This is a genomic window from Pseudodonghicola sp., assembly GCF_048268305.1.
In the GTDB taxonomy this organism is placed as follows: Bacteria; Pseudomonadota; Alphaproteobacteria; order Rhodobacterales; family Rhodobacteraceae; genus Pseudodonghicola.
This window is the reverse complement of the sequence record NZ_JBLWVT010000008.1, coordinates 252,697-276,113: the sequence shown is the minus strand read 5'-3', so window position 1 is coordinate 276,113 and position 23,417 is coordinate 252,697. Positions and strand designations below refer to the sequence as shown.

At 64.5% G+C, this 23,417-nt stretch carries 25 protein-coding genes; 7 read left to right on the top strand and 18 right to left on the bottom strand.

Features of this window, described 5'->3' with window-relative positions; genetic code table 11:
- The first annotated feature begins 1 nt into the window (after position 1).
- The 3 genes from argJ (at position 2) to ACN0V4_RS16570 (ending at position 1,941) form a co-directional block, all read left to right on the top strand.
- Positions 2-1,228, top strand: a complete 1,227-nt coding sequence (gene argJ, locus ACN0V4_RS16580) for a bifunctional glutamate N-acetyltransferase/amino-acid acetyltransferase ArgJ (RefSeq protein WP_417678102.1) — start codon at positions 2-4, stop codon at positions 1,226-1,228.
- The gene (locus tag ACN0V4_RS16575) at positions 1,225-1,623 is read left to right on the top strand and encodes a (deoxy)nucleoside triphosphate pyrophosphohydrolase (protein WP_417678100.1); all 399 of its coding nucleotides are present in this window, start codon (positions 1,225-1,227) and stop codon (positions 1,621-1,623) included. Before argJ ends, ACN0V4_RS16575 begins: the two co-directional genes overlap by 4 nt.
- A gap of 183 nt (positions 1,624-1,806) precedes the next feature.
- On the top strand, positions 1,807-1,941 hold the full coding sequence (locus ACN0V4_RS16570) for a hypothetical protein (RefSeq protein ID WP_417678098.1): 135 nt from the start codon (positions 1,807-1,809) through the stop codon (positions 1,939-1,941).
- 84 nt (positions 1,942-2,025) lie between these two features.
- On the opposite strand, the gene infB is transcribed toward ACN0V4_RS16570, so the two are convergent.
- The 6 genes from infB to pip all read right to left on the bottom strand — a co-directional run bounded on the left by infB (position 2,026) and on the right by pip (position 9,371).
- Positions 2,026-4,542 (bottom strand): translation initiation factor IF-2, encoded by a 2,517-nt coding sequence (gene infB / locus ACN0V4_RS16565; RefSeq protein WP_417678096.1) that lies wholly within the window; start codon positions 4,540-4,542, stop codon positions 2,026-2,028.
- Positions 4,543-4,550: 8 nt separating this feature from the next.
- On the bottom strand, positions 4,551-5,171 hold the full coding sequence (locus ACN0V4_RS16560; RefSeq protein WP_417678094.1) for an RNA-binding protein: 621 nt from the start codon (positions 5,169-5,171) through the stop codon (positions 4,551-4,553).
- 23 nt (positions 5,172-5,194) lie between these two features.
- Positions 5,195-6,817: a transcription termination factor NusA gene (nusA, locus tag ACN0V4_RS16555; protein WP_417678093.1), complete on the bottom strand. Its 1,623-nt coding sequence runs from the start codon at positions 6,815-6,817 to the stop codon at positions 5,195-5,197.
- A complete protein-coding gene (gene rimP, locus ACN0V4_RS16550; RefSeq protein WP_417678091.1) occupies positions 6,817-7,407 on the bottom strand; it encodes a ribosome maturation factor RimP in 591 nt (196 codons plus the stop codon). Before rimP ends, nusA begins: the two co-directional genes overlap by 1 nt.
- A gap of 153 nt (positions 7,408-7,560) precedes the next feature.
- A complete protein-coding gene (locus ACN0V4_RS16545; RefSeq protein WP_417678089.1) occupies positions 7,561-8,397 on the bottom strand; it encodes an ABC transporter substrate-binding protein in 837 nt (278 codons plus the stop codon).
- Positions 8,394-9,371 (bottom strand): prolyl aminopeptidase, encoded by a 978-nt coding sequence (pip, locus tag ACN0V4_RS16540; protein WP_417678087.1) that lies wholly within the window; start codon positions 9,369-9,371, stop codon positions 8,394-8,396. Before pip ends, ACN0V4_RS16545 begins: the two co-directional genes overlap by 4 nt.
- A 48-nt stretch (positions 9,372-9,419) precedes the next feature.
- On the opposite strand from pip, the gene ubiG reads away from it, so the two are divergent.
- Positions 9,420-10,166, top strand: a complete 747-nt coding sequence (gene ubiG / locus ACN0V4_RS16535; protein WP_417678085.1) for a bifunctional 2-polyprenyl-6-hydroxyphenol methylase/3-demethylubiquinol 3-O-methyltransferase UbiG — start codon at positions 9,420-9,422, stop codon at positions 10,164-10,166.
- Positions 10,167-10,288: 122 nt separating this feature from the next.
- Here the strand turns inward: ubiG and ACN0V4_RS16530 are convergent, their stop codons facing one another.
- The 4 genes from ACN0V4_RS16530 to ACN0V4_RS16515 are packed head-to-tail and all read right to left on the bottom strand — an operon-like array spanning position 10,289 to position 12,646.
- A complete protein-coding gene (locus ACN0V4_RS16530; protein ID WP_417678083.1) occupies positions 10,289-10,735 on the bottom strand; it encodes a MarR family winged helix-turn-helix transcriptional regulator in 447 nt (148 codons plus the stop codon).
- A 27-nt stretch (positions 10,736-10,762) separates the two neighbouring features.
- Positions 10,763-11,593, bottom strand: a complete 831-nt coding sequence (locus ACN0V4_RS16525) for a carbon-nitrogen hydrolase family protein (protein WP_417678081.1) — start codon at positions 11,591-11,593, stop codon at positions 10,763-10,765.
- Positions 11,590-11,850 carry a glutaredoxin 3 gene (gene grxC / locus ACN0V4_RS16520; RefSeq protein WP_417678079.1) on the bottom strand — a complete coding sequence of 87 codons (261 nt, stop codon included), beginning with the start codon at positions 11,848-11,850 and terminating at the stop codon, positions 11,590-11,592. The genes ACN0V4_RS16525 and grxC overlap by 4 nt, the downstream gene beginning before the upstream one ends.
- Positions 11,851-11,887: 37 nt before the next feature.
- Positions 11,888-12,646, bottom strand: a complete 759-nt coding sequence (locus ACN0V4_RS16515) for a double zinc ribbon domain-containing protein (RefSeq protein WP_417678077.1) — start codon at positions 12,644-12,646, stop codon at positions 11,888-11,890.
- Between ACN0V4_RS16515 and ACN0V4_RS16510 the strand changes: the two genes are divergently transcribed.
- Complete coding sequence (locus tag ACN0V4_RS16510; RefSeq protein WP_417678075.1) at positions 12,634-13,458, top strand: methyltransferase domain-containing protein; 825 nt, start codon at positions 12,634-12,636, stop codon at positions 13,456-13,458. The two genes, ACN0V4_RS16515 and ACN0V4_RS16510, sit on opposite strands and share 13 nt — an antisense overlap.
- Positions 13,459-13,522: 64 nt before the next feature.
- Positions 13,523-14,566 carry a ferrochelatase gene (gene hemH / locus ACN0V4_RS16505; protein ID WP_417678073.1) on the top strand — a complete coding sequence of 348 codons (1,044 nt, stop codon included), beginning with the start codon at positions 13,523-13,525 and terminating at the stop codon, positions 14,564-14,566.
- A gap of 106 nt (positions 14,567-14,672) precedes the next feature.
- Here the strand turns inward: hemH and ACN0V4_RS16500 are convergent, their stop codons facing one another.
- Both ACN0V4_RS16500 and ACN0V4_RS16495 read right to left on the bottom strand, forming a co-directional pair.
- Positions 14,673-14,855, bottom strand: coding sequence for a hypothetical protein (locus tag ACN0V4_RS16500; protein WP_417678071.1), 183 nt, complete (start codon positions 14,853-14,855; stop codon positions 14,673-14,675).
- Between the two features lie 138 nt (positions 14,856-14,993).
- The gene (locus ACN0V4_RS16495) at positions 14,994-15,623 is read right to left on the bottom strand and encodes a L,D-transpeptidase (RefSeq protein WP_417678069.1); all 630 of its coding nucleotides are present in this window, start codon (positions 15,621-15,623) and stop codon (positions 14,994-14,996) included.
- 170 nt (positions 15,624-15,793) lie between these two features.
- On the opposite strand from ACN0V4_RS16495, the gene ACN0V4_RS16490 reads away from it, so the two are divergent.
- The gene (locus tag ACN0V4_RS16490) at positions 15,794-16,330 is read left to right on the top strand and encodes a CAP domain-containing protein (protein ID WP_417678150.1); all 537 of its coding nucleotides are present in this window, start codon (positions 15,794-15,796) and stop codon (positions 16,328-16,330) included.
- Positions 16,331-16,382: 52 nt separating this feature from the next.
- Here ACN0V4_RS16490 and ACN0V4_RS16485 read toward each other — a convergent pair whose 3' ends face one another.
- The 6 genes from ACN0V4_RS16485 to ACN0V4_RS16460 all read right to left on the bottom strand — a co-directional run bounded on the left by ACN0V4_RS16485 (position 16,383) and on the right by ACN0V4_RS16460 (position 23,255).
- Positions 16,383-16,883 (bottom strand): L,D-transpeptidase family protein, encoded by a 501-nt coding sequence (locus tag ACN0V4_RS16485; RefSeq protein ID WP_417678067.1) that lies wholly within the window; start codon positions 16,881-16,883, stop codon positions 16,383-16,385.
- 89 nt (positions 16,884-16,972) lie between these two features.
- Positions 16,973-17,764: an ion transporter gene (locus tag ACN0V4_RS16480; protein WP_417678065.1), complete on the bottom strand. Its 792-nt coding sequence runs from the start codon at positions 17,762-17,764 to the stop codon at positions 16,973-16,975.
- Between the two features lie 42 nt (positions 17,765-17,806).
- Positions 17,807-19,030: a class I SAM-dependent RNA methyltransferase gene (locus ACN0V4_RS16475; RefSeq protein WP_417678063.1), complete on the bottom strand. Its 1,224-nt coding sequence runs from the start codon at positions 19,028-19,030 to the stop codon at positions 17,807-17,809.
- On the bottom strand, positions 19,011-19,565 hold the full coding sequence (locus ACN0V4_RS16470; protein ID WP_417678061.1) for an AAA family ATPase: 555 nt from the start codon (positions 19,563-19,565) through the stop codon (positions 19,011-19,013). Before ACN0V4_RS16470 ends, ACN0V4_RS16475 begins: the two co-directional genes overlap by 20 nt.
- On the bottom strand, positions 19,562-21,394 hold the full coding sequence (locus ACN0V4_RS16465) for an ABC transporter ATP-binding protein (protein WP_417678059.1): 1,833 nt from the start codon (positions 21,392-21,394) through the stop codon (positions 19,562-19,564). Before ACN0V4_RS16465 ends, ACN0V4_RS16470 begins: the two co-directional genes overlap by 4 nt.
- Before the next feature lie 22 nt (positions 21,395-21,416).
- Positions 21,417-23,255 (bottom strand): ABC transporter ATP-binding protein, encoded by a 1,839-nt coding sequence (locus ACN0V4_RS16460; protein ID WP_417678057.1) that lies wholly within the window; start codon positions 23,253-23,255, stop codon positions 21,417-21,419.
- Between the last annotated feature and the right edge of the window lie 162 nt (positions 23,256-23,417).

Sequence of the window (23,417 nt, the reverse complement as noted above, 5' to 3'; positions counted from 1 at the left end):
CTTGGCCACTATTTCGCATGTCTCGCCGCTGGCACCTGCGTATTTCCCTGAACTGCCGCTGATTGGCGGCGTTCGTTTCGCCTCTGCCTCGGCGGGCGTGCGATATAAGGGCCGAACCGACGTCATGCTGGCGGTGCTGCAACCCGGCACCGCCATCGCCGGCGTCTTCACCAAATCCGCCACTCGCTCTGCGCCGGTGCTGGACTGCCAGGCCAAGATTGGCGGCGACGCCTCTGGCCCGGCGGCGATTCTGGTGAACTCCGGCAACTCCAACGCCTTCACCGGTCATTACGGCCAGGCCTCGGTGGCCGAGATCACCGCCGCCGTCGCCAAAATAACCGGCGTGCCCGCCGGGCGGGTGTTCACCGCCTCGACCGGGGTGATCGGCGAGCCGCTGCCGCATGAGAAGATCATTGCCAAGCTCGAAGAGCTGGACGCCGCGCTGGCGGAGACCGCCATCGAGGACGCCGCCCGCGCCATCATGACCACCGACACTTTCGCCAAGGGCGCCAAGGCCAAAGTCGAGATCGACGGGAAACCGGTGAAGATCGCAGGCATCGCCAAGGGCTCGGGCATGATCGCGCCGGATATGGCCACCATGCTGGTCTATATCTTCACCGATGCGATCCATGATCAGGCGGCGCTGCAGGCGCTGCTGTCGAAACTGACCGACACCACCTTCAACTGCATCACGGTGGACAGCGACACCTCGACCTCGGACAGCCTGATGCTGGCCGCGACCGGCGCCTCGGGCGTCGATGCCACCGGCAACGCGGATTTCGCCGCGGCGCTGAACGGCGTCATGCTGGATCTGGCGCAACAGGTCGTCCGTGATGGTGAGGGCGCCACCAAATTCGTCGAAATCCGTGTCACCGGCGCCGCCAGCGACGCCGACGCCAAGGTCCACGGCATGGCCATCGCCAATTCGCCGCTGGTCAAGACCGCCATCTCCGGCGAGGATCCGAACTGGGGCCGGGTGGTGATGGCGATCGGCAAGTCCGGTGCCGCCGCCGACCGCGACCGGCTCACCATCCGCTTCGGCGACATTCTGGTTGCCGAAAACGGCTGGGTTTCCCCCAGCTACAGCGAAGACCAGGCCGCCGCCTATATGAAGGGGCAGGAGCTGGTGATCGCCGTCGATCTGGGCCTGGGCGACGGCAAGGCCACCGTCTGGACCTGCGATCTGACCCACGGCTATATCGAGATCAACGCGGACTATCGCTCGTGAAGATCGTCCTGGTCTCGGCCGTCGCCTTGATCGACCCCGACGGGCGCGTGCTGCTGGCACAGCGCCCGGAGGGCAAGTCCATGGCCGGTCTCTGGGAGTTTCCCGGCGGCAAGGTCGAACCGGGCGAATCACCCGAGGCTGCGCTGATCCGCGAACTTCAGGAAGAGCTGGGCATCAACACCTGGTCCTCCTGCCTAGCGCCGCTGACCTTTGCCAGCCACAGCTATGAGACGTTCCATCTGCTGATGCCACTGTTCGCCTGCCGCAAGTGGGAAGGCATCCCACAGCCGCGCGAAGGTCAGGTTCTGAAGTGGGTCCGCGCCGCCGATCTGCGCGATTACCCCATGCCGCCAGCCGATATTCCGCTGGTTCCGATCCTGCGGGATTGGCTCTAATCCCCGCAGCGACCTCGGGATTGCCTCCATTCGGGGATCAATCCTGCTTCCCCAAGCCTGACTTCGCCCGGATATTGGGTGCCTATGCATCGTTTTGTCACTTATTTTGACATTTTGTGTATAGGCGAAAATGCGCCCTCTGATGTATCATAAATATGTCATTTTCTTGAGGGAGGAGTTGACATGCTTCGCACCATCACCGTGGGTAGCTGTATTTCCATACAGGGCGTTTTTGTTCGCGCACTTCCGAATGGCCGAATCGCCATTCGGGACGGACAGAAAATCTATGAAGGACGCCCGGTTCAGGCATCCGCCTGACAATCGAGCGGACGGCAGAAACAAAGAAAACGGGGCAGCGATCACACGCTGCCCCGTTTCTTTTGTTCCAGGCGTCGCCGGCGATCAGGCGAGCTTGCGCTCGACCTCTTCGCGTTCGAAAATTTCGATCACATCGCGCGGACGGATATCATCGTAATTCTCGAAGGCCATGCCGCATTCCTGACCCGACTGCACTTCGGACACTTCGTCCTTGAAGCGTTTCAGCGTCTTCAGCGTGCCTTCGTGGACCACGACGTTGTCGCGCAGCAGGCGCACGCCGGCAGAGCGCCGCGCCACACCTTCGGTGACCAGACAGCCAGCAACCTTGCCGACACCGGAGACCTTGAAGACTTCCTTGATCTCGGCGTAGCCGATGAAGTTTTCGCGGATCTCGTTCGACAGCAGGCCCGAGGCCGCGGCCTTCACGTCGTCGACCAGATCGTAGATCACCGAATAATACCGGATCTCCACACCCTTCTGGTTCGCCGCAGCCCGAGCCGAGGCATTGGCCCGGACGTTGAAGCCGATGACCGGGCAACCCGAAGCTTCGGCAAGGCCGATATCGGTCTCGGTGATGGCGCCGACACCCGAGTGGATGACACGCACGCGCACCTCGTCGTTGCCGACCTTCTCCAGCGCCTGGACGATCGCTTCCGCCGACCCCTGCACGTCCGCCTTGACGACAACCGGCAGCTCGGAGACGTTTTCGTCGTCCTTGGCCTTCTTCATGAGCTGTTCAAGCGTGGTCGCGGCACCGGCGGCAGCGCGTTTTTCCTTGGCCACGTTGTGACGGTATTCCGCGATCTCCCGCGCCTGGGCTTCGGTCTCGACCACGTTCAGAACGTCGCCGGCCTCAGGCGTGCCATTCAGGCCCAGAACCTCGACCGGAACCGAGGGACCAGCTTCCTGTACCCGCTCGCCCTTGTCGTTCACCAGCGCCCGGACCTTGCCGTATTGCTCGCCCACGACAAAGATATCGCCCTGACGCAGCGTGCCGTTCTGGATCAGAACGGTGGCAACCGGGCCACGGCCGACGTCAAGCTGCGCCTCGATCACCGCGCCTTCGGCGGCCCGGTTCGGGTTGGCCTTCAGCTCAAGGATTTCAGCCTGCAGCGCGATGGCTTCCAGCAGTTCGTCAAGCCCCTCGCCGGTGACGGCCGAGACTTCAACATCCTGCACCTCGCCGGACATCTGTTCGACCACGACCTCGTGCTGCAGCAGTTCGGTGCGCACCTTGGTGGGGTTGGCGGCCGGCTTGTCGATCTTGTTGATCGCCACGATCATCGGCACTTTGGCCGCCTTGGCGTGGTTGATCGCCTCGATCGTCTGCGGCATGACCGAGTCATCGGCAGCCACCACCAGCACCACGATATCCGTCACCTGAGCCCCGCGCGACCGCATCGAGGTAAAGGCGGCGTGGCCCGGGGTGTCGAGGAAGGTCAGCACGGCGCCGTCCTTCGTCTGCACCTGATAGGCGCCGATATGCTGGGTGATGCCGCCGGCTTCGCCAGAGGTCACATTGGTGTTGCGGATCGCGTCGAGCAGCGAGGTCTTGCCGTGGTCGACGTGGCCCATGATGGTGATGACCGGCGGCCGGGGCTGCAGATCTTCGGGCTTGTCGGCTTCCTGCTGGATCACGTCCTCGACGTCGGCGTCGGACACGCGCACGGCCTTGTGGCCGAATTCCTCGATGATCAGCTCGGCAGTATCAGCGTCGATCGGCTGGTTCTGCGTCACCATCATGCCCATGTTCATCAGCGATTTGACCACATCGGCGACGCGCTCGGCCATACGGTTGGCCAATTCGCTCACCACGATGGTGTCGGGCAGCTGTACTTCCCGCACGATCTTTTCGCGCTCCATCGCGCCCATGGCCTTCAGCCGGGCACGCTCCTGCTTGCGCTTCATCGCGGCCATCGACCGCTGCCGGCCGCCTTCACCGCCGGTCAGAGCCTGATTCAACGTCAGCTTGCCAGCGCGCCGACCCTCGTCATGGGCCTTGCTGCGCGGGGCGCGGGCCTGCTGCTCGCGCTCGCGTTCCGACTTGCGCTGCACCGGCTCCTGCGGCGCCGGCTTGATACCGCCACGGGGGCTGCTTTCGGGCTTGCGCTCAGCCGGCTGCTGCTGCTCGGGTGCAGCCACGACGACCGCGGCCGCACGCTTGGCGGCAGCCTCTTCCTCGGCGCGCTTGCGCTCTTCCTCTTCCGCCTTGGCGCGCGCGCGCTCCTCGGCCTCGCGCTGTTCGCGCTCTTTCTGTTCCTTCTCGGCGCGCAGACGGTCACGCTCCTCGGCGCGGCGGATTTCTTCCGCCTCGCGCTCGCGCGCCTCTACGACTTCGCGCGCCTTGGCGGCCTGCAAAGCTTTCAGACGGCGTTCCATCTCCGCATCGGAAATGCCCGCGGGACGGCGCGACGGATCGCCCGTCCGGGCGGTTCCACCGGCAGACGACTTGCCCGCACCCTGCTTGGGCACGACCACGCGCTTGCGCTTGGTCTCTACCACAACATTTTTGGTCCGTCCGTGGCTGAAGCTCTGTTTCACGTTCCCCGAGCGGGAACCACCACCAAGACCCAGGGTCTTTTTGCCGTCACTATCGCTCATAAAGCTACTTATCCTTCCCGGCGGCCCCTGCCACCGTCCGTTTCGCGCAAGCCGCGCAAGCGTTGCGCTTCCTCTACAACACGTTTGCCGAGTCCACCAGAGGCGAGCGCCGCATGTATCACAGTTTCACGACCAAAGGCCATGCCCAGTTCGTCCGCGGTGAGCCAACCGATATAGTGACCGCGGTGCGGGGTGGAAAGTTTCGACTTTCCGCGCCCCGATCCGTCGACCGCCTGGATCAGCGTCTCCGCCTCTTCCTTGTCGAGCCAAGCCTTGACCTTTTCATAGCCAGCGACCGCATCACCCGATTTACGCGCCAGGCTGATCAGATCGACCACCCGCCGCGCCAATATCTGTTCGACCAGCCCGGGCAAATCCTCGGGCAGGTCGACTTTCTGTTTCAGCCCACGGGCGAAGAGGTTCTTCGCCGCGGCCTTTTCCAGCGCCTCCCGGGTCGAGGTCACATAGACCCCGCGCCCGGGCAGCTTACCGGCGATATCCGGCACCAACTGGCCCTCAGGGCCGGCGACAAAGCGGATCAGCCCGAATTTCGGCTGCACCTCGCCCGTGACGATGCACTTTCGCTCAGGACCGTCGTCCCGGTCTTTCGAGATGCCTCCGCGGCTCATGTCAAACTCCACCGGACCCGAGATCAGGCCTCGGCCTCCTCGTCGCCGGCGTCATCGGCCAGCTCGGCGTCTTCATCACCTTCCAGCTCGGTCGGATCAACCCAGCCCAGCATGACCCGCGCAGTCATCACCATGTTCTGCGCTTCTTCCAGCGAGACGTCGAAGGGCTCGAGAATGCCTTCGTCCTTGACCCGCTCGCCATTCACCGAGGTCCAGCCCCCGGCCAGTTCCCAGTCAGCGCAGGTGGCGAAGTCTTCCAGCGTCTTGATGCCATCCTTGGCCAGCGCTTCCACCATTTGGGGTGTCAGGCCTTCGAAATCAATAAGGCTGTCCTCGGCGCCAAGCGCGCGGGCATTATCCAGCGCCGCCTTGGCCTGGGCTTCCAGGTAATCGCGGGCCCGCGCCTGCAGTTCCTCGGCGGTGCTTTCGTCGACACCGTCGATCACCAGCAGCTCATCGAGATCGACATAGGCGACCTCTTCGAGGTTGGTGAAACCTTCGGACACCAGAAGCTGAGCGAAGAACTCGTCAAGATCGAGGGTATCCATGAACAGCTTGGTGCGCAGTTCGAATTCCTTCTGGCGACGCGCGCTTTCCTCTTCCTCGGTCATGATGTCGATGTCGAGCCCGGTCAGCTGGCTGGCCAGACGCACGTTCTGACCACGCCGGCCGATCGCCAGCGACAGTTGTTCCTCGGGGACCACGACCTCGATCTTGCCGGCTTCCTCGTCCAACACCACTTTCGACACTTCGGCCGGCTGCAGCGCGTTGACCAGGAAGGTCGGCATATCGTCCGACCACGGAATGATGTCGATCTTCTCGCCCTGCAGCTCGTTCACCACGGCCTGCACGCGCGAACCGCGCATACCGACGCAGGCGCCGACCGGGTCGATCGAGTTGTCATAGGAAACCACGGCGATCTTGGCACGCGAACCAGGGTCACGGGCCACGGCCTTGATCTCGATGATGCCATCATAGATTTCCGGCACTTCCATCTTGAACAGCTCAGCCATGAATTCCGGAGCGGTACGGCTGAGGAAGATCTGCGGGCCACGCGGTTCGCGACGCACGTCCTTGATATAGCAGCGGATACGGTCGTTCGGACGATAGCTTTCGCGGCCGATCTTCTCGTTGCGACGCAGGATCGCCTCGCCGGCGCCGACATCGACGATGACGTTGCCATATTCCTCGCGCTTGACGACACCGTTGATGATGCTGCCCTTGCGATCCTTGAATTCCGCATATTGACGGTCACGTTCGGCCTCGCGCACCTTCTGCAGGATCACCTGCTTGGCGCTCTGCGCCGCGATCCGGCCCATTTCGACCGGCGGCACCTCTTCCACGAACTGATCGCCCACCTTGGGATCGGCCATGTACTGCTTGGCTTGCTGAACGGTCAACTCGGCCTGATAATTCTCAAGCTCGTCATCCTCGACGACGGTCCGCACCCGGGTGAAGGTGGCCTTGCCGGTCTTGCGGTCGATATGGACGCGAATGTCCATCTCGGAGCCATACCGGCTCTTCGCCGCGCGCGCGAGGGACTCTTCCATCGCCTCGATCACCAGCCCGGGGTCGATCATCTTTTCCCGGGCCACCGCTTCGGCGGTTTGCAGCAGCTCAAGCTGGTTTGCGGAAGTGATTGCCATCACATGTCCTCCTGGGCGGACCCTTCGGTCTCGATTTCGTCAAACTTGTCTTCGTCCAACAGGCCGGCGGCCTTGCGCTGGCGCAGCATTTCCTTGATCAGCTCGTCGGTCAGCACCAGCTTGGCATCGCTCAGCCAATCGAAGTTGAGCCCGATGGTGACCTCTTCGCCATCCTGTTCGATGTTGATCAGAACCTCGTTGCCCTCGACCCCGGCCAGCACGCCCTTGAAGCGGCGGCGACCGTCGATCAATTCCGAGGTCTCGATCTTCGCCTCATAGCCCTCGTAGGTATCAAAGTCCTTCAGCCGGGTCAGCGGCCGGTCGATGCCCGGACTGGACACCTCCAGCGTATAGGCGTCCAGGACCGGATCCTCGACATCCAGAACCGCGCTCACGGCATTGGAGATCGCTGCGCAATCATCCACCTCGATGCCGCCATCGGGGCGGTCGGCCATGATCTGCAGGAGGGTGGATTTGCCAGACATCAACCGGACACGGACCAGTTCAAACCCCAGATCCTCGATCACGGGGGTGATGATCTCGGCCAGGCGCCGGTCTATCGCGGCCTTTGCTATCAGATCGTTGCTCATGTCATCCAAACACAAAAAAACGGGCGCGCGGCCCGTGAAAATTATCCGGTGGTGCCCCAAGCCCAGAGAGCCCGACGCGCCGCTGTTGAGGGGCATATACGCCAAGGGGGGCGAATCTTCAAGCCCCAAGTCTGCAGGCCGGCAAGGGGCGCCTCAGACCAGCCACCACCGCTCGGCGATCCGCCCGTCATCCAGCGGCGCGCGGGCGCCGATCCTGCGCGGAATGCCGACACCGCGACGGGCGGCCAAAGCCATATTGTCGACCGAGGGGTGATAGCGGAAATCGCCCTGATCCAGCAGCCCCTCGGGCGCCGGCAACGCAGCCACGTCGACAAAACCGTCGCGCAGCGCCTCGGCCCGGACGCGGGCGTCGGGGATGACGATGATTTCAACGCTGTCGGCCCAGCCAGCCAGCCCCTGCTTGTAATGGCCATCGACCCGGGTGGCCCGAAAATGCCGTGCCTCCTGCGCCCGCTCGACGCGATAGGCGCCAGTGCCGACGGCCTCGGCCAAGGGGCGATCCAGCGCACCGGCCGGTGCCACGATCCGATCCGCCGCGGCCAGCCGATAGGGCAGATCGGGATCGCCCGCGGCCAGTTCGACCAGCAGGGTCCGGGGCCGTTCCGCCTCGATCCGGGTCACGCCGGGCACCTCCCAGGCGCGGAAAGAGGCAACCGCATCCTCGACGCCCAGCGGGCGGCCATCGTGAAACGCCACGCCCTCACGCAATTCAAACCGCCAGCGGCGAGCGTCGGAGCTGCCGGTCCAGTTTGCTGCCAATTCCGGGCGCAGGGCGCCGTCGGGGCCGATTTCGGTCAGCCCGTCAAACACCGCGCCGCGCGCCACCCGGTCCAGCGATCCGTCGCGCGGCACCGCCAGACGCAGATGCCCACCGGGCCGCGGCGCCGCCGCCAGCGACACGCCGGTGGCCGCCAGCAGCGCCGCGGCGGCACCCGAGGTAAAGAGCGCGCGGCGGTCGATCCGGGTCATCGCAGATCCTCGGCAATCCGGTCCATCGCGCGCACCAGCTCGGCGCTGATCCCGGGTTCGGACAGCGCGTGGCCAGCATGGCGCACCATGGTCAGATCACAGGCGGGCCAGAGTTCATTCAGCCGCCAGGCGGCGGTGGGGGGGCAGATCATGTCATAGCGGCCTTGGACGATCACCCCGGGGATATGGGAAATCCGCCCCATATTGGCCAGGATCTGACCATCAAATTCCAGGAACCCGCCATTGACGAAATAGTGATTCTCAAGCCGCGCAAAGGCGCGGGCGTAATCGCCGGGCGTGTCGCCGGAATGGCCATGCGAATGGATCGAGGCGAGCGCGTTTTCCCACGACGCCCAGGCGCGGGCATAGGTGATCTCTTCCGAGATATTCCCGGAAAACAGCCGCTTGTGATAGGCGGCGATCAGATCGCTGTGTTCCTCTGCCGGGATCAGGCTGACGAAACGGGCCCAGACCTCGGGCCAGAACTTGCCCGCGCCGCCGCCGTAGAACCAGTCAAGCTCGGCCTTGGTCATCAGGAAGACGCCGCGCAGGATCAGATGCGTCACCCGGTCGGGATGGGTCTGGGCATAGATCAGCGACAGGGTGGCGCCCCAGCTGCCGCCGAACACCGCCCAGGCCTCGATCCCCAGCAGGGTCCGGATGCGTTCGATATCGGCGACCAGATGCCAGGTGGTATTGTCCTTGACCGAGGCATGCGGCCGCGACCGGCCACAGCCACGCTGGTCGAACATGATCACCCGATAGATCTTGGGATCGAAATAGCGCCGCATCGCCGGGCTGCAGCCGCCGCCGGGGCCGCCGTGCAGCACCACGACGGGAATGCCCTCGGGATTCCCGCTCTGCTCCATATAGACCGTATGGCCTTGGCCCACGTCCAGCATGCGCTGATCGAACGCATCGACCGGCGGGTAAAGATACTGCACTGCGCGCTTTTGATCCGGGATTTTGTCCATTACTGACCTATATACCTTCAACGGATAAAAGAGCGAACGGTGAACGGAATGCAAGCGTCTGAATCCACGGTCGACCCTTCGGAAATCGCCAAATTCGAGGCGATGGCGGCGGAATGGTGGGATCCGTCCGGCAAATTCAAGCCGCTGCACATGCTCAATCCCTGCCGGCTGGATTACATCACCGGCCAGATCGCCGGGCAGTTCGACCGCGATCTGCGCCTGCCCAAGCCCTTCGCAGGTCTGCGTCTTCTGGATATCGGTTGCGGCGGCGGCCTGCTGTCCGAACCGATGGCGCGCCTCGGGGCCGAGGTGGTCGGCGCCGACGCCGCCGAAAAGAACCTGCCGGTCGCGCGGATTCACGCCGAGCAATCCGGGCTCGAGATCGACTATCGCCACACCACGGCCGAGGCCCTGGCGGCCGCCGGCGAACAGTTCGACGTGGTGTTGAACATGGAGGTGGTCGAACATGTGGCCGATCCACTGTCCTATCTCACCGCCTGCCGCGAACTGCTGAAGGCGGGCGGGCTGCACATCTGTTCGACCATCAACCGCAATCCGAAATCCTATGCGGTGACCATCCTGGGGGCAGAGGTGATCATGCGCTGGCTGCCCAGGGGCACCCATGAATGGTCGAAATTCATCACCCCGGACGAGCTGATCGAGCTTCTGCGCCAGTCGGGAGTGGAGCCGGTGGACCGCAAGGGCTTTGTCTTCAACCCGCTGAGCTGGAGCTGGTCGATCTCTCCCCGCGATCTCAGCGTGAACTATGTGACCGCCAGCGTAAAACGCGGGTAAGGCGACGGGTTTCAAGAGATTAAGGTTCGCACCCGGCCCCAGGGCGGGTGCGAACCGGGGCTGACGCCCCGGCGCGATATCAGCGCTCCCGCCAAGCTCTTCTCAAAGCCAGACCGCGGCCCCTAGCCTTCCTTCTCCAGCCGTCCGCGCAGATCGCGCAGCACCGGCAGGGCGGCGCGAACCTTGTCGACGCCAAGCTCACCCACCATCTGACTGATCATCGGCGCGATCGCCGAAATCGCCTGATCCCGCGCCCGCCGTCCGGCCGGGCTGATCGCCACCATCTTGCGCCGGGCATCGTCCCAGTCGGGGCGGATATGCACGTAGCCCGCCCATTCCAGCTTGCTCAGCGTGTTGGTGATCGCGCCGCGCGTCACATGGAAGGTATCCGCCAGCTGCGCCGGCGTGCGTTCATCCTGCACGAAGGCCAGATGGTTGAGGATGGAGAAATGCGAAATCTCCATCCCCTTCGGCAGCACCCGGCCAAGACGGTTGCGCAGCAGCTGATCGGCGATCAGCAGCTCGCTGAACAGGGCCACCGCCAGGGGCGTGTTGGGATCTTCACTCATGCGCGCTCGCAGGGCAACGGGGCCACATCACGGCCCGTCGAAGGCCCGGATATGGGACAGGGACGGCACCTTGCGGCGGGCCTCCTCGACCTGATCCAGATCCATGTCAAAGACATGCAGCCCCACCTCGGTGCCGCCATCGACCAGAACCTCGCCCCAGGGGGAGATTGCCATGCTGTGCCCATGGGTGGCGCGCGGCTTGCCCTCGGTCGCCGGATGCATCCCGGTCTGACCCGGGGCCAGCACGAAGCAACCGGTCTCGATCGCCCGGGCGCGCAGTAGCGGTTCCCAATGCGCCGCCCCGGTAACCGGAGAGAAGGCGGCCGGGATCGTCAGCACCTTGGCCCCGGCCAGCGCGAGCTTCTGATAGAGATGCGGGAAGCGGATGTCATAGCAGATCGTCATCCCCACCGGCGCGAAATCGGTCTGCGCCAACACGGCGCGATCGCCGGGCCGATAGGCGGCTGATTCGCGATAGGTCTCCTCCGGCGTGACCTGCACGTCGAACATGTGGATCTTGTCATAGCGCGCCCGGATGCCGCCATCGGGACCGATCAGGAACGACCGGTTGGCGAACCGCCCGTCGGCATCCCCGGTCTTGAGCCCCAGCGAGCCGATCAGCAGCCAGATCCCCAGCTCTTCCGCCTGCTGACGCAGGGCAGGCAGGGTTTCATCCTCGGCCTCGGTCCGCAGCATGGCGCGCTGACGGTCCCGGCTGGGCGAAAAGCAGTTCGTCACCTCGGGCGTCAGGGCGAATTTCACCCCCTCGGCCGCGGCCTCGGCCAGCATCCACTGGACCTGGCGCAGGTTGTCCGCCGGATCGTCGCCGGAACAGAGCTGCAGCAGCGCGGCCTTCATTGATCTGCCAGCATCGGGTCGAGCTTGCCGGCCTGCTCCAGTTCATAGAGATCGTCACAGCCGCCCACATGGATGCCCCCGATGAAGATCTGCGGCACGGTACGACGCCCGTTGGCGCGTTCGATCATCTCCGGCTTGCGGTCGGGATGGGCGATCACGTCGATTTCGGAGTATTCGACGCCCTTCTGGTTCAGCAGCCGCTTGGCCGCGTGACAATAGCCGCAGATCGGCGAGGTATAGATTTCGACGGGTTTCATATGCGTGCCCTCTGGATGCCCTCCCTTTCTCAGGGATTTAATGCTCCAATGCAACGCGCGCCAGTGTCACCACGTCGATGGCCGCCGCGCCGGCCTCGTGGCAGGCCTTTGCGCAGGCCGAAAGCGTCGCGCCCGAGGTCATCACATCGTCGACCAGCAGCACCGCCCGCCCGGCGATCCGATGGGCGCGCCGCGGATGCACCCGAATGGCGCTGGCCAGTGCGGCAAAACGCTCCTCTGCCGTGGCCTCTTCCAGCATCCTGGTACGGCGATGCCGGTGCAGAAGATCGGGGCAATGCTCCAGCCCCGTCTGCGCCGCCAGCCCCCGTGCCAGCAGCGCCGCCTGGTTATAGCGTCGCCGCAAAAGGCGGGTCCAATGCAGCGGCACCGGGGCGATCAGCGCCCCCTCGCGCAGGATCGGCCGGGCAGCCCGCGCCATCCATTGCGCTGCCGGACCCACAACATCTTGGCGATCACCATGCTTTAACCCCAATATGAGCGATCGCGCCTGATCGGAATAGAGCAACGCCGCGCGGCCGTTCTGCCAGGGGCGGGGATGCTCAAGACAATGGTCGCAGTCGATCCGCTGCCCGTCGGGCGCCCCCATCAGCGGGATGCCGCAGCTTTCGCAGACCGTGCCGCCGATGAAGGGCGTGTCGCGCCAACAGGCACTGCACAGGCCGAATTCGCTGTCGACCAGGATGCCGCAGCCCAGACAGCGCGGCGGATAGATCAGCGAAACTGCCGTTTGAAACGCCGCTTGCAAAGGCTTAACTACCGCGCATGACAGCCGCATCCGCTCCCCCCCTGTTCGACCGCGTCGCCCTGACGACCCGCCGGGCCCGTGCCCGCGACGACAGCCTGTTCCTGCACCGCACCGCGGTGGAGGATGTTCAGGATCGCCTCTCGATGGTTAAGAGAGTCTTTACCGCTCCCGCCATCGTCACCCCCTTCGCCGAGATCTGGCGCGATGCCTTCCCCCAAGCGCGGATCGTCGCCGATGACGACACGCTGGATCTGGAACCCGGACAGCACGATCTGGCGATTCACGCCATGTGCCTGCATGCCGCCAATGATCCGGTCGGTCAGATCATCCAGTGCCGCCGGGCGCTGAAGCCCGACGGGTTCCTGCTGGTTCTGATGCTGGGCGGCGAGACCCTGACCGAATTGCGTGCCGTGCTCGGCCAGGCCGAGGCAGAGATCACCGGCGGCCTGTCGCCGCGGGTCGCCCCGATGGGGGAGATCCGCGATCTCGGCGCATTGCTGCAGCGCGCGGGCCTGGCGCTGCCGGTGGCCGACAGCCTGACGTTGACCGCCGAATACCGCGATCTGACCCATCTGATGCATGATCTGCGCGGCATGGCCGAAACCAATGTGATGACCGCCCGCCTGCATCGCCCGACCCGGCGCGCCGTCTTCGACCGTGCGGCCCAGCTTTATGCCGATCACTTCGCCACCGCCTCGGGTCGGCTGCGCGCGAGCTTTGAGCTTGTCTGCCTGACCGGCTGGGCACCGGATGAAAGCCAGCCCAAACCGCTGCGCCCCGGATCGGCAAAGGCCCGGTTGGCTGACGCGCTGAAGGCGATGGAGTTCAAGCTGCCGGATTGACCCCGGGCCCCCGCCGCCTATCTGCCCAGACGCAGGACACACCCCGCCAGAAGGAGACCGCGCCATGACCGACGCCGCCGCCCGCCCCGCCGCCCACCCGGTGCTTCCCGCCCGCAAGGTCGGGGTGCTTCTGGCCAACCTCGGCACGCCGGATCATTACTCCTATGGGCCGATGCGGCGCTATCTAGGCGAATTCCTGTCCGACAAGCGGGTGATCGACTATCCGGCGTGGAAATGGCAGCCGCTGTTGCAATTGATCATCCTGACCAAGCGGCCCTTCTCCAGCGGTGCCGCTTATAAGTCGATCTGGAACGAGGAGCTGAACGAAAGCCCGCTGATGACCATCACCAGGGGGCAGACGAAGAAGATCGCCGCCACGCTGTCGGACCGGTATGGTGACCAGGTGATGGTCGATTTCTGCATGCGCTACGGCAACCCCTCGACCCCGTCGAAGGTGCGCGAGATGGTCAAGGCCGGCTGCGACCGCATCCTGTTCTTCCCGCTCTATCCGCAATATGCCGGCGCCACGACAGCAACGGCGAACGACCAGTTCTTCCGCGCGCTGATGCAAGAGGCCTGGCAGCCCGCCAGCCGCACGGTGCCCGCCTATTTCGACCATCCCGCCTATGTCGACGCGCTGGCGCAGTCGGTCGAGCGCGCCTATGCGGCGGCCGAGGTGCGGCCCGACGTTCTGGTCTGCTCCTATCACGGCATGCCGGAACGCTATCTCAAGCAAGTGGGCGACCCCTATCATTGCCAGTGCCAGAAAACGACTCGGCTGCTGAAGGAGCGGCTGGGCTGGGCCGACGGCGATCTGGTCACCAGCTTCCAGTCGAAGTTCGGGCCCGAGGAATGGCTGAAACCCTATACCGTCGAACATGTGGCCGAACTGGCGCGGCAGGGGAAGAAGCGCATCGCGGTGATCGCGCCGGCCTTCTCGGCCGATTGCATCGAGACCTTGGAAGAGATCAACGAAGAGATCCGGCACAGCTTTGTCGCGGCCGGCGGTGAAAGCTTTACCTATATCCCCTGCCTCAATGACGACGACGCCCATATCGCCGCGCTGAGCCAGGTGATCGGCGAAAACCTGGCCGGCTGGCTGGAATGAGCGGCCCCTCATCGGGCCCGGCCGGGCCCTCTTTGGCGGGAAAATTCAGACAACAAAAAAGGCGGTGGGAAACCCACCGCCTTTTCTGCATTCAGTCGTACAGCTATCAGCTGCTGGCAACTGCGGCGCCGACCAGAACCAGCAGCAGCAGGGGCAGCAGGATGCCGCTCGAGGAGCTGGTGGTTTGTTCGACGACCACGGGAGCTTCCACGATGGGCTCGGCCAGGTTGCCGGCCGAAGCGGTCGAAGCAGCAGCAGCCAGAGCGGCGGCGAGAACGAGTTTCTTCATGTTAACCTCCAGAGTTTGCGCGGGCGGTTTCCCGGTACCACGCACCAAAGACTTACCTCGTGCGTTTTTCTAAGCAGCTATCCGGCTGAATTGCAAACGCTTGTTAGCGCAAGCCCCCCTCTCAGCCATGTGATGTCGTCAAATTAGCAACACCTGTGTGCCGACCTTGGCCCGCTCGAAGAGTTTGGCGATATGCTCGTTATAAAGACCGATGCAGCCGTTCGAGGATCTGCGCCCGATCTTGCGGGTGTCGTGGGTGCCGTGGATGCGATAATACTTCCAGCCCAGATAGAGAGCGTGGGTGCCCAGCGGGTTGTCCGGCCCCGGCGGAATGTAATCCGGCCACTCCGGGTTGCGCTTCTTCATCGACGGCGTCGGTGACCAGCTCGGCCCCTTGACCTTGCGCACGACGCTGGTCCGGCCGCGCCGGGTCATCTCATCCGAAAGCGGCACGCTGGAGGGGAAAAGCATATGGCTTTCATAGTCTTCCGACCAGAAATGCAATGCCCGCGACTGGGTGTCGACCAAAATCGCCCCATTGTGCAGGTTGCTGAAGTAGGGCTGCCAGTGCTTTGCCTGGAAGCTGGAGATATTGTGACGAACCGGCGGCTCCGGCACCGGTGGCGGGCGCAGCGGGTCATAACCCTGGCTCACCTCCACCTCCTGGACCGGAAGGGGCTGAGTGGCAAATGCCGGCGCGCCAATCAGCGCTGCAGTTCCCGCCAGGAAACCGCGACGAGTCGTACCTTGAAAAGAGGATTTCGACATGACGATATTCCCTTTGCACAAATGTCCTGGACAACCGCCATGATATGGCCAGAAAGCCTCAGTCGCAAATCAAACCGCACTGACTCACCACCGCTCACGATCTGGGCATTTGCCTGCGCCGCCCAAGCGCGGTAATGGCTAGGGATCAACTTTCACAAACCGGGTGGATTATCGTGCGTTTTCTTTCGCTTCTGCTTGTCAGCCTTCTGGCACTCGCGGCCTGTGACACAGGCGGGGACATTCAGAGCACCGGCACCAGCGCCAGCGGCCTGTCCACAAAAGTCTATCACATCCGTGATCGCGACACCTCGGCGATCCAGTATCGCATGCTGGATTCGGTCAATTCCCTGCGCCAGGCGGCCGGCGTGCAGCCGGTGGTGCTGAATGCGCAACTGACCGGCGCCGCCGCGACTCACTCGCGTGACATGTCGGTGCAAAACCGTCCCTGGCACTTCGGATCCGACGGCTCCTCTCCGATCGACCGCGTCCGGCGCGCCGGTTATACCGGCGAGATGCTGGGCGAGAACATCTCGGAAACCTATGAGACCGAGCTGGAAACCCTGGCGGCCTGGATGGAGGAAAGCGGCACCCGCACGGTGCTGCTGAACAAGAACGCCAGGGATATGGGCTTTGCCTGGTTCCAGGAAGCCAATGGCAAGATCTGGTGGACGCTGGTGATGGGCAGCGGACAACCCCCGGTTTTCTGATTCGGCGATCCGGCCTTTTCCGCCTTGGCCCCGGCCAAGGCGGATTGCCTGCTTATGCCCGCAGAGTAATCAGCGTGCCGTCCCGCACCATGGTGTAGATTTCCGCGATCTCTTCATTCTGCACAGCGATGCAGCCGGCGGTCCAGTCGGTCTTTTTCGGTTTGTAGGTCAACGGCTGGCCGTGGATGAAGATGTCGCCGCCGGGGCTTTTGCCCATGGCTTGGGCGCGCGCGCGATCGGTCGTATTGGGATAGGAAATCCCCAGCGACAGATAGAACTCACTGCGCGGGTTGCGACGGTTGATCAGATAGGATCCCTCGGGCGTGCGCCCGTCGCCCTCGAACATCTTGTGCCCGAGCGGAGTGAACCCCAGGCCCACATTATAGTCGCGCAGCACATCATCCCCATGCAGGAGATAGAGCTTGCGCGCGCTCTTGTTGACCACGACCGAGGTGACCTCGGGCCCGGTATAGCCGGGAAGCCCGTTACGGCCGGCACAGCCCGCCAGCGCGACGCTGGCCAGGGCTCCTACGGTGAAAAGACGCCGTTTCATTGGTGAAATCTCTGCCTTAATATGCGGATTCGGCCCTCCGAACCCAACTGCTCGGCGCGCAAAATACCGCGCCTGCGAAGGCTTTGAAATCAGTTTTTGTCAGAAGCCGCCGTCTGCCCGCGCAACCGCGTCTCGATCGCCTCAAGCCGCGTCAGAACCTCGTCACGATAGGCATCGGTGCGCTGGTTGTCCTCGGCCTGATGAGCGTCCTGCATGGAATTCACGATCAGGCCGACCAGCAGGTTCACCACCGCGAAGGTGGTCACCACGATGAAGGGCACGAAAAAGACCCAGGCCTGCGGATGCACCTCCATCACCGGGCGGACGATGCCCATCGACCAGCTTTCCAGCGTCATCACCTGGAACAGAGTATAGGCGCTACGGCCGAGCGTGCCGAACCAATCCGGGAAGGTTTCGGCGAAGAGCTGAGTCGAAATCACCGCGCCGATATAGAAGATGATCCCCATCAGCAGGAACACGCTGCCCATGCCCGGCAGGGCGGTGATGAAGCCTTCGACCACCCGGCGCAGGCGCGGCGCGACCGAGATCACCCGCAATACCCGCAGGATCCTGAGCGCACGCAGCACCGAAAACCCCTGCGCCCCGGGGATCAGCGAGATCCCGACGATGGTGAAATCGAACAGGTTCCACCCCTGGGTGAAGAACCGCCACCCCTGCGCGGTGATCTTGAGCGCCAGCTCGACGACGAAGATCGCCAGGCAAAGCCAGTCGAGCAGAACGATCAGATCGCCGGCGCGCGCCATGATCTGATCCGAGGTCTCCATCCCCAGAAGCGCGGCATTGACCAGAATCACCCCGGTGATGAACCGGCCAAAGGCCGGGTGGTCGAGAAACCCTTGCAGGCGGGGGGTCGAGATCATGCCAGAACGCTCCTTGATGTCAGTATGGTGCCGTCGGTCGGCTCACATATCGGTGCGGGTGAAGCTGCCGACAAGCTCCACATGGGTCGACCAGCGGAACTGATCCACCACCTGCACCCAGCTCAGGCGATATCCCGCCGCGATCAGCCGGGCGGCATCCCGGGCGAAGGTGACCGGATTGCACGAAACATAGGCGATCACCGGCGGCTTGGCCTCGGCCAGCTCTTCCACCTGCGCCTCGGCGCCCGCGCGCGGCGGGTCGAGCACGACGGCGTCGAATCGCTTCAGCTCATCCGGCAACAGTGGGCGGCGGAACAGATCGCGCGCCTCGGTCGTGACCCGTTTCAACCCCTGCGCCCTGCGCCATCCGGCCTCCAATGCCGCAGTCATCGCCCGGTCGCCCTCGACCGCGTGCACCTCGGCCCGTTCGGCCAGCGGCAGGGAAAAGGTGCCGCATCCGGCGAATAGGTCGACCACCCGGCGGGCATCACCGACGATCTCCCGCGTCGCCGCCAGCAGCGCCGCTTCGCCTTCTTCGGTAGCCTGCAGGAACGCCCCCGGCGGTGGCACCACCTGCGCCGCGCCAAAGCGCTGCGCCGGCGGCTCGCGCAGGGCGATCACCTCATCATCCCAGGTCAGCCGGGCCAGCCCCCGCGTCTCGGTCAATTGCGCCAGCGCCATCTGCAGCGGCCCGTCGAGCGGTTTGCCCCCCGTCACCGCGACATCGAGCCCGACCGGGGACAGGGTCACCGTCAGCGCCAGCGCGCCCTTGCGGCTCGCGCCCTCAAGCGCCAGCGCCTCGGCCATCGGCAGCGCGGCCATCAGCTCGGGGCGCAGCAACTGGCAATCGGGGATTTCGACGATGGTATCCGAGGCACGACCATGAAAGCCCACCAGCGCGCCCTTCTTGGTGCGCCGCGCGGTGAAGGTCGCCCGCCGGCGGGAGTGGCGCGGCGAGGTCTCGATCGGCCGGAAGTCGGCGTCGATCCCCTGCGCGCTCAAGGCCTTGCGCACCACATCGACCTTCCAGCCGGCGACGAAATCGTCGCTCGCGTGCTGAAGCGCGCAGCCGCCGCAGGATTTCGCGTGGCGGCAGGGCGGTTTCACCCGCGTCTCCGCCGGCGTCACGATCTTCGGCGCGGCCATCACCCCGCCCGAGATCTCGCCTTCCACCACCTCACCAGGGAGGGTTCCGGGCACGAAAACGGGGCCCGGCGCGATGCCGTCCCCCTGATGCCCCAGCCGTTCAATCGTGACCTGTTCCATGTCGCGCCTTCTGCCCCGATTTGTGCCCCGCGTCGAGTGTTGACAGGAACCGCCGCACCGCGCGCGGGCCGGTCAGGTGATGCACCGCAACGCCCGGCCCCGCCTCGTCGATCAGCGCCCGGTTCTTCGCCGCCGCCGTATGCCGCGTGTCCCAGATCCAGCGCCAGAACTCCGCATCAAACCGTTCAGGGCAATCGGCCGGCAGATCCGGACGGGTCCGGCGGTAATGGCGCAGGGTTCGCCGCGCCACCCGCCAGGCGCGCAGCCAGAGCGGCAGGTCGAGCACGATCAGCGTATCGGCGCGGGACAGCCGGTGCGCATAGGTATCCGACAGGCCGCCCTCGAAAATCCAGTCCGGCCTGCGTTCGACCGCCAGCGCCATTTCCACCCGCTCGGGGCGCGGGCGTTCGACCCAGCCGGGCTGCCAATGGATATGGTCCACATGGGTGACAGGCAGGCCCGTCCGCTCACCCAACAGGCGGGCGAGCGTGGACTTGCCCGACCCGGGCTGGCCCACGATCATCACCCGTTTCATTCCGCCGCCTCTGCCCCCAGGAACCCGCCCGATTGCCGCGCCCAGAACCCGGCATAGAGACCGTTTTGCGCCAAAAGCTCCTCATGGGTGCCTGCCTCGGCGATCCGGCCCTGATCCAGCACGATGATCCTGTCCATCTCCGACAGGGTTGACAGCCGGTGCGCGATGGCCAGCACGGTCTTGCCCTGCATCACCCGGTCGAGCGCCACCTGAATCGCCGCCTCGACCTCGGAATCGAGCGCCGAGGTCGCTTCGTCCAGCACCAGAATGGGCGCGTCCTTGAGGATGGCACGCGCCAGCGCGATCCGCTGCCGTTGCCCGCCCGAAAGCTTCACGCCGCGTTCGCCCAGATGCGCCTGATACCCCTCGCGGCCCATGTGGTCGCGCAGCTTGAGGATGAAATCATGCGCCTCGGCCTTTTCGGCGGCGCGGCTCACCTCCTCATCGGTGGCGTCGGGCCGGCCATAGCGGATGTTGTCCATCGCGGATCGGTTGAACATCGCGGTTTCCTGCGTGACCATGCCGATCTGGCGGCGCAGGCTTTCCTGCGTCACGCTCTCGATCGGCTGGCCGTCGATCCGGATCTGCCCCTGTTCCGGTTGATAGAGCCTGAGAAGCAGTGACACCAAGGTCGATTTCCCGGCACCGGAGGCACCGACGATCCCCACCTTCTCACCGCCACCGATGGTCAGCGCAACATCGGAAATCCCGCCGGTCTGCCGCCCATAGGCAAAGCCCACGTGGTCATAGACGATCTCACCCGCCGACACCTCAAGCACGGTTGCATCGGGCGCGTCGACCAGCCGGGTGCGCGGGGTCAGGGTGCGCATGCCGTCCTCGACCTCGCCCACGTCGGAATAGATGCCCATCAGCGCGAAGCTGACCCAGCCGGTCATCTGCGACAGCCGGATCGCCACCGCCCCGGCGGCGACGATATTGCCCTCGGTCGCCAGACCCTGTTTCCACATCAGCAGCGTCACCCCGATCAGCAGCACCGGCAACAGACCGGCCAGGCACATCAGGCAGAAGCGGAACAGCGCCGCCAGACGACCAAAGCCCAGCGCCCGGTCGCGGAAGCCTTCGAGCGCGCCCAGCGCGGCGCGATCTTCATGATCGGCATGGGCGAACAGCTTGACCGTCTTGATGTTGGTGATGGTGTCGACGATCTGGCCCGACACCACCGCCCGCGCCCCGGCCCGGCCCGCCGCCCGCTTGCGTACCCGCGGCAGGAACCAGCGGATGGTCAGGAGATAGGCGGCGAACCACAGCAGGAAAACAACCGTCACATGCCAGCTGATCGCCGTCATCAGCACCAGCGACCCAACGACCGAGGCCAGCGCGAAGGCGACGACGTTGATCGATTCCACCGCCACATTGGTGACCGCCCCCGCCGCCTGCATCTGCTTTTGCGCGATGCGGCCGGCGAAATCGTCATCGAAGAACTGAACAGACTGGCCCAGCGTCCAGCGGTGCAGCCGCGCCAGAACCATCGGGTTCACGTTCGGCCCCACCACGATGGAGTTCGCGACCGAGGACATGCCAAAGAGGATTGGCCGCACCAGCAGGAAGAACCCCACCGCTGCCGCCAGTTTCATCACATTCGCCGAGGTAAAGAGCTTGTCCGGCCCAGCCCCCACCGCGGTATCGACCACGAAGCCCAGGATATAGGCGGTCCCCGCCTCCAGCCCGCCGGCCAGGCAGGACACCACGGTGGCGAAGATCAGCGCCGGCCAGGCACCTTTCAGACACCACAGGATAAAGGCCAGAAGGGTCTGCGGTGGCGGACCATCAGCGGGGCGAAAGGGGTCGATCCAGTTGGAAATTCTCATGATCTCACCCCTCTCACACCTTTCACTCCTCTGCCTCCGGGTTCAGGAAGCCGCCCGATTGCCGCGTCCAGAACTGGGCATAGAGCCCGCCCTTCGCCAACAGATCATCATGCGATCCATCCTCGACGATGCGGCCGTGATCCATCACCAGGATGCGGTCCATCTCTGCAATGGTAGAAAGCCGGTGCGCGATGGCAATGACGGTCTTGCCCTGCATCATGCCATAGAGCGTTTCCTGAATCGCCGCCTCGACCTCGGAATCAAGCGCCGAGGTCGCCTCGTCCAACAGCAGGATCGGCGCATTCTTCAGGATCACGCGGGCCAGCGTCACCCGCTGCCGTTGGCCCCCTGAAAGCTTCACGCCGCGCTCGCCCACATGGGCGTCATAGCCACGCCGCCCCTGCGGATCTTCGAGCGTCAGGATGAACTCATGCGCCTCCGCCTGCTTGGCCGCGGCGATCACCTCGGCCTCGGTCGCATCGGGGCGACCATAGAGGATATTCTCGCGCACCGAGCGATGCAGGAGCGAGCTGTCCTGTTGCACCATGCCGATATGGCGGCGCAGGCTGTCCTGGGTGACCGCGCGGATGTCCTGCCCGTCGATCAGGATCTGCCCGGTTTCCACGTCGTAGAACCTGAGCAGCAGCTTGACCAACGACGACTTGCCGGCGCCGGATCGGCCGATCAGACCGATCTTTTCGCCCGGCCGGATCGTCAGGTCGATGTGATCGAGGCCCCCGGATTCCCGCCCATAGTGGTGGGAGACGTCGCGGATCTCGATCCGGCCTTCGGTCAGCTTCAGCTCGGTCGCATTCGGCGCATCCACCAGGTCGATGGGCTGGGCGATGGTCTCCATCCCCTCGGCCACCACGCCAAGCTGGCGGAAAAAGGTGGTCAATGCCCACATGATCCAGCCGGTCATCGCGTTCAGCCGCAGGGTCAGCGCAGTTGCGGCGGCAACGACGCCGACGCTGGCCTCGCCCATCATCCACAGCCAGATCGCCCAGCCGACCACACCGATGATCAGCACCCCGTTCAGCGCCACCAGGGTGCCGTCCATGACGGTGAAAATCCGCATCTCTGCCTGGAAGGTCCGGCGCGATTCCTCGATCGCCTCCTTGGCATAGGTCAGCTCAAGATCATGATGCGCGAACATCTTGACCGAATGGATGTTGGAATAGCTGTCGACCACCCGCCCGGTGATCGCCGAACGCGCGTCAGAGGCAGCCTTGGAAGCCGGCTCTACCCGCGTGATCGTCCAGCGCACCAAGAGACCATAGAGCACCAGCCAGCCCAGCAGCGGCAGCAACAGCCGCGCGTCGGCCGTCATCAGCAACACGCCGGCGCCGATGAAATAGGCGATGGAGAAGGAAATCGCATCGAAGATCTGAAAGATCACCTCGCCCGCCGCCGGCGGGGTCTGCATGATCCGGTTGGCGATACGGCCGGCGAAGTCATTCTCGAACCAGCCGACCGACTGGCGCAGCACGTGCTTATGCGCCCGCCAGCGGATCAGCGTGCCGAAGTTCGGCAGGATCGCGTTGTTCAACAGCAGCACGTCGGCCAATTGGATCGCCGGCCGCAACAACAGGATGAAGATGGCGACCGCGATCAACTCGGTCCCGTGCTCGGCCCAGACCTGCGCCGGCTCGCCGCCCAGAAGGTCGACGACACGGCCCATGTAATAAATCAGCCAGACCTCGATCCCCGCGACGAGGATCGACAGGATCGCGGTCCAGACGAAGACACGATGGAACGGGCGCGCATAGACACCGAGGAAGGGCCAAACCCGGGTCGGCGGACGATCGTCCTGCGCATAGGTGACATAGGGGTCGACGAGATTTTCGAAGAAACGAAACATGTTGGAGGTGCTCCGAGAAGGGGCTTAGTGCATGCAGATGTATTGGTGGCGGTGCAGATCACCGCGCACACGGGGGCCGGTGTCTCAGCTAAAGCTGTTCCAGATCCCGTGATACATGTGCATCTCTCCAACAAAGGTGTGACGGCTGCGTAGCGAATCGGG